5 protein-coding genes are annotated in these 8,351 nt (G+C 59.2%); 2 read left to right on the forward strand and 3 right to left on the reverse strand.

The features are described 5' to 3' along the window. Positions 1-403 precede the first annotated feature (403 nt). Entirely contained in the window at positions 404-1,282 is an 879-nt protein-coding gene (locus tag PA598K_RS25155; protein ID WP_128659604.1) for a helix-turn-helix transcriptional regulator, read from the reverse strand. Between the two features lie 180 nt (positions 1,283-1,462). Here PA598K_RS25155 and PA598K_RS25160 point away from each other — a divergent pair, with 180 nt between their 5' ends. After that, entirely contained in the window at positions 1,463-3,616 is a 2,154-nt protein-coding gene (locus PA598K_RS25160) for a glycoside hydrolase family 3 C-terminal domain-containing protein (RefSeq protein WP_128659605.1), read from the forward strand. 507 nt (positions 3,617-4,123) lie between these two features. Here PA598K_RS25160 and PA598K_RS25165 read toward each other — a convergent pair. Next, positions 4,124-5,332, reverse strand: a complete 1,209-nt coding sequence (locus PA598K_RS25165; RefSeq protein ID WP_128659606.1) for an S-layer homology domain-containing protein — start codon at positions 5,330-5,332, stop codon at positions 4,124-4,126. A gap of 215 nt (positions 5,333-5,547) precedes the next feature. Between PA598K_RS25165 and PA598K_RS25170 the strand changes: the two genes are divergently transcribed. Further along, complete coding sequence (locus PA598K_RS25170) at positions 5,548-7,056, forward strand: copper amine oxidase N-terminal domain-containing protein (RefSeq protein ID WP_128659607.1); 1,509 nt, start codon at positions 5,548-5,550, stop codon at positions 7,054-7,056. Between the two features lie 74 nt (positions 7,057-7,130). Here the strand turns inward: PA598K_RS25170 and PA598K_RS25175 are convergent. Next, a partial coding sequence (locus tag PA598K_RS25175; protein ID WP_148091993.1) for an alpha-L-rhamnosidase-related protein occupies positions 7,131-8,351 on the reverse strand: 1,221 nt, incomplete at its 5' end.

Raw genomic sequence — 8,351 nt, forward strand, 5'->3', positions numbered from 1 at the left:
AAAAGTCGGGATGCGACTGAGGCACCCGGCATATTTTCATTCCTGGGGGTGACAAGGCTTCTCTTGTCATGGCTGTTTTTCGCACCTTTACCTAGTAGCACAATCCTGGTATCTGTCCTTCCGACGCGCTCGCTTGCTATCCGTTCGACTGCCTGTCCGCTGGTGAGCTCGTCCGTGATTCTAACGCTCGCCCTTGGCCTTATTGGGTCGAAAAGTCGACCTCTCCGAGGCTAACGTCCACCAGCGAGCTTATTTTGATAAAACCACGCCAAAAAGAGCCCATTCTCACAAATAAGCGCCGTGGCGAGCGTAAGAATTTCAAAAAGCGCAAAATAGCGGAAATAAGCGCGAGGGCGAGCGTTAGAGCAGCTACGGCAGGCTTAAGGGCCGAACCGCGCGCCCATCAGCGCAGCCCGGTGACATGGAGCTGCCTGTACTGCGTCGGCGAGCAGCGATGCCGGTGCTTGAAGGCGCGGTTGAACGTGGCCAGGCTGCCGAAACCCGCGCGCATCGCCACCTCCGTCACCGGCAGGAGAGGGTCGGCGAGCAACTGCTCGGCGCGCAGGATGCGCTGGCGCGTCACATAGTCATGGCAGGAGACGCCGATGCACGACTTGAACATCCGGGCGAAGTGGAACTTGCTGTACCCCGCCAGCTCGGCCAGCTCGTCGATCGCAAGCTCGCGCACGCAGTGCTCGTCGATATGGCGGCATACGCGCAGGAAGATCTCGATCTGACGGCGGCGCTTGCTGTCGCGAGGGGCGCTGCGCCGCCCGTCCTGCTGCGCGAGGTCGCGTCCGACGCGCACGAAAAACTGAATCAGCAGCCCATAGGCCGCAGCCTCCCGCAGCGGTGCATCGCCGAGATGCTCCCCCTGCAGCTGGAGCAGCAGTCCGCGCGGCGTGGTCGCATCCACCTCGATCGATGTCTTGTCAGCGGCAGACACGAGAGCGGCGGGACGCATCAGATGGAGCGCTGGCTCGAGCAGCTGCAGCCGTTGCAGCAGCCCGACATCGACCTGCAGGATGAGCCGCTCGCCGGTCTCGGGCGCCTTGATCTCATGCAGCTCGCCGGGCGGGATGATGAGGATATCGCCCGGTCCGGGGGTGTAGGTGACGTCGCTGACCCGCACCGTGTAGCCATTATGGAGCGGCAGGATGATCTCGGCGGCCGTATGCCAGTGAAGCGGATAGTCCTCGGACTCGCTATTATGATAGAGACGGATGCCAGAGTCTGCATGGAACATTACCGTCTCCCGGATGCCGTCTAGTTGTTCGATCATGCACCTTCTTCCCCTCTGCTCGGCGGGCGGTCCCAAATCGCAAGATTTGAGGAGCATCCCGCACGCGATATGAAGCGTCAGTGGTTCGTATGTCGTTATAATAGCATCAACGATGGCTTCGATCCACCGTTGTAATCGGATACACGAGCGGAATCTTTCATCCAAAGGAGCGAGATTTGAATGGCAAAACGGGTGCAAAATCAGGCAAAGATCGATGGCTACAAGCAACGGGCGGAGGCGCTCGTCGCGCAGATGACGCTGAAGGAGAAGGTACGGCAGATGCTGCATGCCGCGCCAGCGATCGAGCGGCTCGGTATCCCGGCATACAACTGGTGGAACGAGGCGCTGCATGGCGTCGCCCGGGCAGGGGTGGCGACGGTATTCCCGCAGGCGATCGGTCTGGCGGCGACCTTCGACGAGGAGCTGCTGGAGGCGGTGGCCGACGCGACGGCGACCGAGGGCCGGGCGAAGTACAACATGCAGCAGCAGTACGGAGATACGGACATCTACAAGGGGCTGACCTTCTGGGCGCCCAACGTGAATATCTTCCGCGACCCGCGCTGGGGACGGGGGCATGAGACGTATGGCGAGGACCCGTTTCTGTCCGGCAGATTGGGCGTGCGCTACATCAACGGCTTGCAAGGCAATGACGAGGATTATCTGAAGAGCGCTGCCTGCGCCAAGCATTTTGCCGTCCACTCGGGGCCGGAGGACATCCGTCACAGCTTTAATGCCGAGACATCGATCCAGGATCTGTACGAGACGTACCTGCCGGCGTTCCAGGCTTGCGTGCAGGAGGCTGGCGTCGAGGCCGTGATGGGCGCGTACAACCGAACCAACGGCGAGCCGTGCTGCGGCAGCGAGCTGCTGCTGGAGCGGATCCTACGCGGCGAGTGGGGCTTCGACGGTCATGTCGTATCCGACTGCTGGGCGATCCGGGACTTCCATCTGCATCACAAGGTAACGGCCGATGAGGTCGAATCCGTCGCGCTCGCGGTCAATCGGGGCTGCGACATCAACTGCGGCAGCCTGTTCATCCACTTGACCGAGGCGGTGGAGCGCGGCCTGGTGACCGAGGAGACGATCGATCGGGCGGTGACCCGCCTGTTCACGACGCGGATGAAGCTCGGCATGTTCGACGCGCCGGAGCGCGTGCCGTACAGCGCGATCGGCTATGCTGAGGTCGACTCGCCGCCGATGCAGGCGCTGAATCGGCAGGCGGCGCAGTCGAGTCTGGTGCTGCTCAAAAACGACGGCCTGCTGCCGCTCGATCGCTCCACGATCCGCACGATTGGCGTCATCGGCCCCAACGCCAACAACCGGCGGGCGCTAGTGGGCAACTATGAGGGCACGGCCTCCCGCTATATCACGGTGCTCGAAGGCATCCAGGATGCTGTCGGCGACGACATCCGCGTCTTTTACTCGGAGGGCTGCCATCTCTACAAGGATAAGGTCGAGGCGCTCGGCGAGGTCGGCGACCGGCTCTCGGAGGTGAAGGGCGTCTGCGCGCAGAGCGACGTAGTCGTCGTCTGCCTCGGTCTGGACGCCAGCCTCGAAGGCGAGGAGGGCGACACTGGCAATCAGTACGGCAGCGGCGACAAGCGGGATCTCGCGTTCCCGGGCTTGCAGGAGGAGGTGCTGCGGACGGCCTATGAGAGCGGCAAGCCGGTCATCCTGGTCGTGCTCGCTGGCAGCGCGATGGGTCTGGGCTGGGCCGAGGCGCATGTGCCGGCGATCCTCCAGGGCTGGTATCCCGGCTCGCAGGGCGGACGCGTCATCGCCGACGCGATCTTCGGGGCATTCTCGCCGGAGGGCAAGCTGCCGATCACACTCTATCATTCAGTAGATGAGCTGCCGGAATTCACGGACTATGCGATGCAAGGCCGCACGTATCGGTACATGCAGCAGGAGGCGCTCTATCCGTTCGGCTATGGTCTCTCGTACACACAGTTCAGCCTGAGCGATGTGCGGGTGGACGGCGAGTTGTCCAGCGAGCGTGGCATACAGGTGAGCGCCAGGCTGCGCAACGACGGCGGCATAGCCGGGGGCGAGGCGCTGCAGGTGTACGTGAAGGCGGAGCGCGAGGGCACGCCGAATCCGCAGCTCAAGGCGTTCCGCAAGGTGCGGCTGCAGCCGCAGGAGGAGCAGGAGATCACGCTGGACCTGCCGCTCGAGGCTTTTGGGCTCTACGACGAACAGGGCAAGCGGATGCTGTATGCCGGAGACTATACGGTCTATGTCGGCACCTCGCAGCCGGACAGCCGCAGTCGCGCGCTGACCGGACAACAACCGACGGCCTTCAAGCTCGCCTCTGATAGAGAGCGGCAGCTCTAAGCAATCGCGCCAGACAAGGACAAGGGGTGCCCGCCTGTCATCGTTGGATGACGGAGGGACACCCCTTGTTATGGTCGGTTGGCGGTTTGTTTTTTCTCCATTTCTGCTATTCTCCTATGCAAGATTTCCAACTCTTCATACATCGTCTTATTTGTTCGGTGGGCCAAGAGAGTGATGAAAATAGAGATCAGAGGTAGAGCAACAACAGAAAAGGCGCCAAAAAAGAAAATTAAATCATAATCAGAAGGCAAAAGATAGCGTCGATCGAAAAGGAGTATAAGACCGTAACACGAGAATCCCAATATAAGAATACTAATGAGAACGCCCGCAACCGTGAATTTACTCAAATTTGAATTCGAATGCAATTCAAGTCCCTCCTTTCGTGGAACAAAAAATCCGAGAAATCGACTTTCTGTATTAAGTATAATCTAAGTTCGGGAGTTCTAGTAGGCATTAACCTAGTCGCCAAGCGTCTCTTCCAAGGTGAAGGGCTCTTGCAGTGATGGACTATTCTGGCCTGCCATTCAGATAAGGCAGCCAGCCCGCCATGGCGATCGTGACGAGTTGTGTCTCGGGATCAAAGCCGAAGGCAATGGTGTAGATTTTTTCTAAATTCATCACGCGGAAGTCGGGCACAAACGGAGTATAGCTACCATCGTTATTTTTTAAGTAATAATATAGTGCTTGATGATCCTTGATGATTCCAGCCGTCCCATAAGCCTCGATGACATCCGACAGGGTGCTCACTCCTACGGCAATCCCTTTGTAGGTGTGGACACGCTGCTCGCTGTTGGCAGAGTTGTATTCGTTAGCCAGCCAGAATTGCAGATGGCCTTTGGAATCAAGCTTGGCATCGAATGACAAGTAGTCGAACCAGTCCAGCATGAAATCCGGTTCCGCACCCAGCACTGCGTCAAGTGAGGCTTTGGCAGCTCCGATCGACGCAACGGACGTATCGCCGGACCATAAGTCAAAATCTTCCGCCGACGCCGAACGGAGGCTGAAGTCCGGCAAGACAGGCACGGGAGTCTTGGACAAGACAGGCAGCGTTACCGGATCAGATGGCTCGGTAGGCCTCACATGTAGTTTCCAAGCACCCCGCAGCAAGTGCTGACGTATCCATGACAGCGCCTCGGCTCTGCTGAAATACTCCTCCCCGCCGAATTCCGATGGATCGGCGATCTCACGATTGGCCAAGCCTTTAGTAATTAGATAGATCTGGGCGGCCTCGCCCGTATAGTGAAGCCCCTGTACGCCAATGAGCAGCTCCGCTGCCGTCTGTCTCGTGAGCGGCTGCGAGCGCAGTTGCTTCTCCTTCGCCCCTTTCACAGGATAATTGTAGGTTAGGGCCATACTATAAAGACTATCCGTCCAGTCCCTGTAGTCGTTGTACGACGCTGCTCCCGCCGGCAAGCCCATCGAACGATACAGCATCTTGAGGAACTCTGCCTCTGTCACCAGCCGGTCCGGTCTATAGGTGCCATCCTCTCGATAACCATCGATAATGAGCATTCTGCGAGCCCAGCTAAAAAGCGTTTCCGACCAATGGCCATCTGTGTCTCTAGGCGGCATTGAAACGATTTGCCACCATCCCGTATCTTCCTGTTCCTCCTCTTCTTCTTGCTCTTCCCAGACCACTTCTCGCGCCTGCACCGCCGCCGTACATAGGAGGCAAAAAGCTAGCAGGAGCAGTAACGTTCGCTTGCCGATTTCCATATTCGTATCATCCTTCCTGAATTGGAGTCTTATTGAACTCTATCGGCAAACTTCATTGCTAAATAGATAGGTGCAATCACCTAGGGACAACGTCAGCGTCAAAGGGGCATCCCCATCCTGACTCACATCCGAAGGCTCTGACGCCGATGGAATGAGTAGGCGGGATAGCAACTACCCTGGCCGACAGAGATCAAGCAGGAGAGGAACGAGAGAGAATGGGAATAAAACGAATCGCGGCAGGGATGCTGGCAGCGCTGATGCTGCTGTCGCTCCTTCCGCTGTATGCGCAGGCGCAGACGACGACCGCGTGGCCCGACCCCGAATGGGTCTATGAAAACGAGGAGCTCGCCGATGCGATTCAGATCGATTCCTTCCGGGCGCAGATCGCCGCCGATGCGCTCTATTTTTTTGCCGATCATCGCTTATATATCGTAGATACGACGACGGGCAAGCTTATCACGGTCATCGAGTATCTGAAAGGGTCCAACTTCTACTATGAATTCTTCGGCAGCTATGCCGAGATCGGCAAGGATGGCAGCGTCTACGCATTTACGGCAGCGAAGAATGATAAAGATCAGGATGTGTATACGCTCCATGCCTACAGTCAGTCTGGGGAAAAGCGGTGGCAGAAGACCTATTCGGAGAAAATTCGCTCGCTGGTCGGGCTGGATATCCTGTCGGATGGGACGATCCTGGCTTATCTGGAGACGGGGTCGGAGCAGTATGTGAGCTATCGGTATGATCGATCGGGGCGATTGCTGGAGAAGAAGCAGTGGACCGGCGCAATCCTCGGTTATCAGAACGGGTATCTGGTGACGGCCAGAATGGTGCGCAAAGGGACGTCGCGGTTCTCCTTTTACGATGACCAGATGCGGCTGAAGTTCAGTCACGAGCTTTCGTTCGACAAGGAGGATCGCTATGCCGGTGTCGGGCCGGATGGGCAGATGTACCTTTACCGCTACAACGAGAGTGCGGGCACGACGACCTATTCCGCAGTCAGTCCAAGCGGCAAGGTTGTCTGGAGCAAGCAGCTCAAAGGCGAGCCGGGGCGGGACAGCCTGTACGATCATCATCATCCGGGACCGGGCAGCTTTGCGGCGGGGTATGCCGGATCGGTGGGCGGGGCATTTTTCTTCTTTGACCCCAAGGGCAATTACCACGCGCTGCCGAGCGCGGACTTCTACTTCCAGACGGCCTCGGACGGCACGATCCTGCAGCGTCGCGACGGCAAGCTGGACATCTACCAGACGCCTGGGCTGAAGCGGCTGTATACGGCGGAGCTGTCGGATCTGTCGCCGGGCACGGTGTTCCTCTACGAGGGACAAGGGATCGTCTACACGGTCAGCAAGCACAATGTGCTCCAAAAGCTCGATCTGTATCATCCGCCGATCCGCGTCTATGTCAATGGCGAAAAGCAGCAGCTGGCCGTCGCGCCGCAAAACATCGACGGCACGGTCATGCTGCCTTTGCGCGACAGCGTCGCCTTCCTGGGAGGAAATGTGCAATGGCAAGGCGGAGAGCTGAAGGTAAAAATCGGCGATCGCGAGGTGACGATGCGGGTCGGCGATCGCCGGGCACAGGTGAACGGCAGCGCCTATACGTTGACGCAGCCGCCCGCCTTGCACCGGGGCCATACGATGATCCCGGTACGCTTCATGAGCGAGGCGCTGGGCGCCAAGGTCCGTTGGTCGCCGCAGGATAACAGCATCTATATCGAGCAGTAGGGTAGCGATCGCGCCAGGTGGAGGATGCGGGTCTGACAGGGGAGGGATTCGCTGCTCCCCTGTGCTCTGAAGGACTACGTGCGTTCCTCGATCACCTCGACGCCCTCCGGCGCCCCCAGCGTCACCTCGCCGCCGACATAGGCGACGAGGATCGGACCGCGCGGCGTCGGCAGTCGCAGGGAGAAGTCCGGCATCCCCTGCGGCAAGCGCGGCGCGAAGCGTACCCGGCCCCAGCCTGGCTCTGCCGGCTGAAGTCCGATGATGTCCTCGATCAGCAACGGGATCGGCGCCGCTGCCCAGCCGTGGCAAAGGCTGGTGTTCCACTTCTGCTCCTTGCCCCATGCCTCGTAACAGGTCGTCGCTCCTTCGCGAACCATATTGCTCCAGGAGCGCTCGTCCTCGCCCATGATCAGCTCATAGATCATCTCCGTACGGCCATGCGCTGCCAGCGCCTTCATGACGAAGTAGCTCATATACACCCCACAGCTGAACCGCCGCTCTGCGATAAGTCCGAGGATCGGTTCGATCGCACGCTCTGGCGCGAGTCCGAACAGCAGCGGCAACACATTGGCGTGCAGGGCGCTGTGTGCCGAGCCGACTGCATCGACGAACAACCCTGTCTCTTCACAATAGAAAGCCTCGACGAAGGCGCGGCGCAGTCGCGGCAGCTCATCCTCATACGGCACCCCCAGCAGCTCCCGGATCGTCTGGACCATCTGGACACAGCCGTAATAATAGCTGTTCAACACATTGTGACAGCCGTCGGTGCCAGGCCGGGTGAGCGGGAAGTCGTAGCCGTCGCGCAGGTTGTCGGGCCAGTCGACCATATTCCATTTGTCGTTGAGATTATGCAGCAGTCCATCCTCCCGTGCATAGGCGCGGAAGTAGTCCAGCATCTGTTCGGCGATCGGATACATCTCCTGCAGGAAAGCGAGATCGCCGCTGTAGCGATAATAAGCGAGCAACTGCATCGGCCATTGGAGCGAGTAGTCGGCGATTTCCTGCATGAAGTTGCCCGGCGTAACGGCGAGCAGGCCCGGGCAGATGTCTGCGGATCGGGCGAACTCGCGGATCGCTTTTTTGAAGAGCTCAGCGTCGCCGCTGATGTACATATGCGTTGGTCCGATGATCGTATTGTCGCCGAGGTACTGCCCCTTCTCGCGGGATGGACAATCGACATAGCCCTCCTGCGAGCAGAGCTGCACGCCCCGTCGGCAGATGTCCCAGATCTGCTGCAGCATCGGGTCGCTGGTCTCGAATCGGCAGGCGTCCTCGTCTAGCGGGTAGTGTCGGAC

The organism is Paenibacillus sp. 598K (genome assembly GCF_003851045.1).
Lineage (GTDB): Bacteria > Bacillota > Bacilli > Paenibacillales > Paenibacillaceae > Paenibacillus_D.

Bases quoted from the DNA above. Each gene is read 5' to 3' on its own strand.
- PA598K_RS25160 (WP_128659605.1), top strand. From the start codon at position 1,463: ATGGCAAAACGGGTGCAAAATCAGGCAAAGATCGATGGCTACAAGCAA.
- PA598K_RS25170 (WP_128659607.1), top strand. From the start codon at position 5,548: ATGGGAATAAAACGAATCGCGGCAGGGATGCTGGCAGCGCTGATGCTG.
- PA598K_RS25165 (WP_128659606.1), bottom strand. From the start codon at position 5,332: ATGGAAATCGGCAAGCGAACGTTACTGCTCCTGCTAGCTTTTTGCCTC.
- PA598K_RS25155 (WP_128659604.1), bottom strand. From the start codon at position 1,282: ATGATCGAACAACTAGACGGCATCCGGGAGACGGTAATGTTCCATGCA.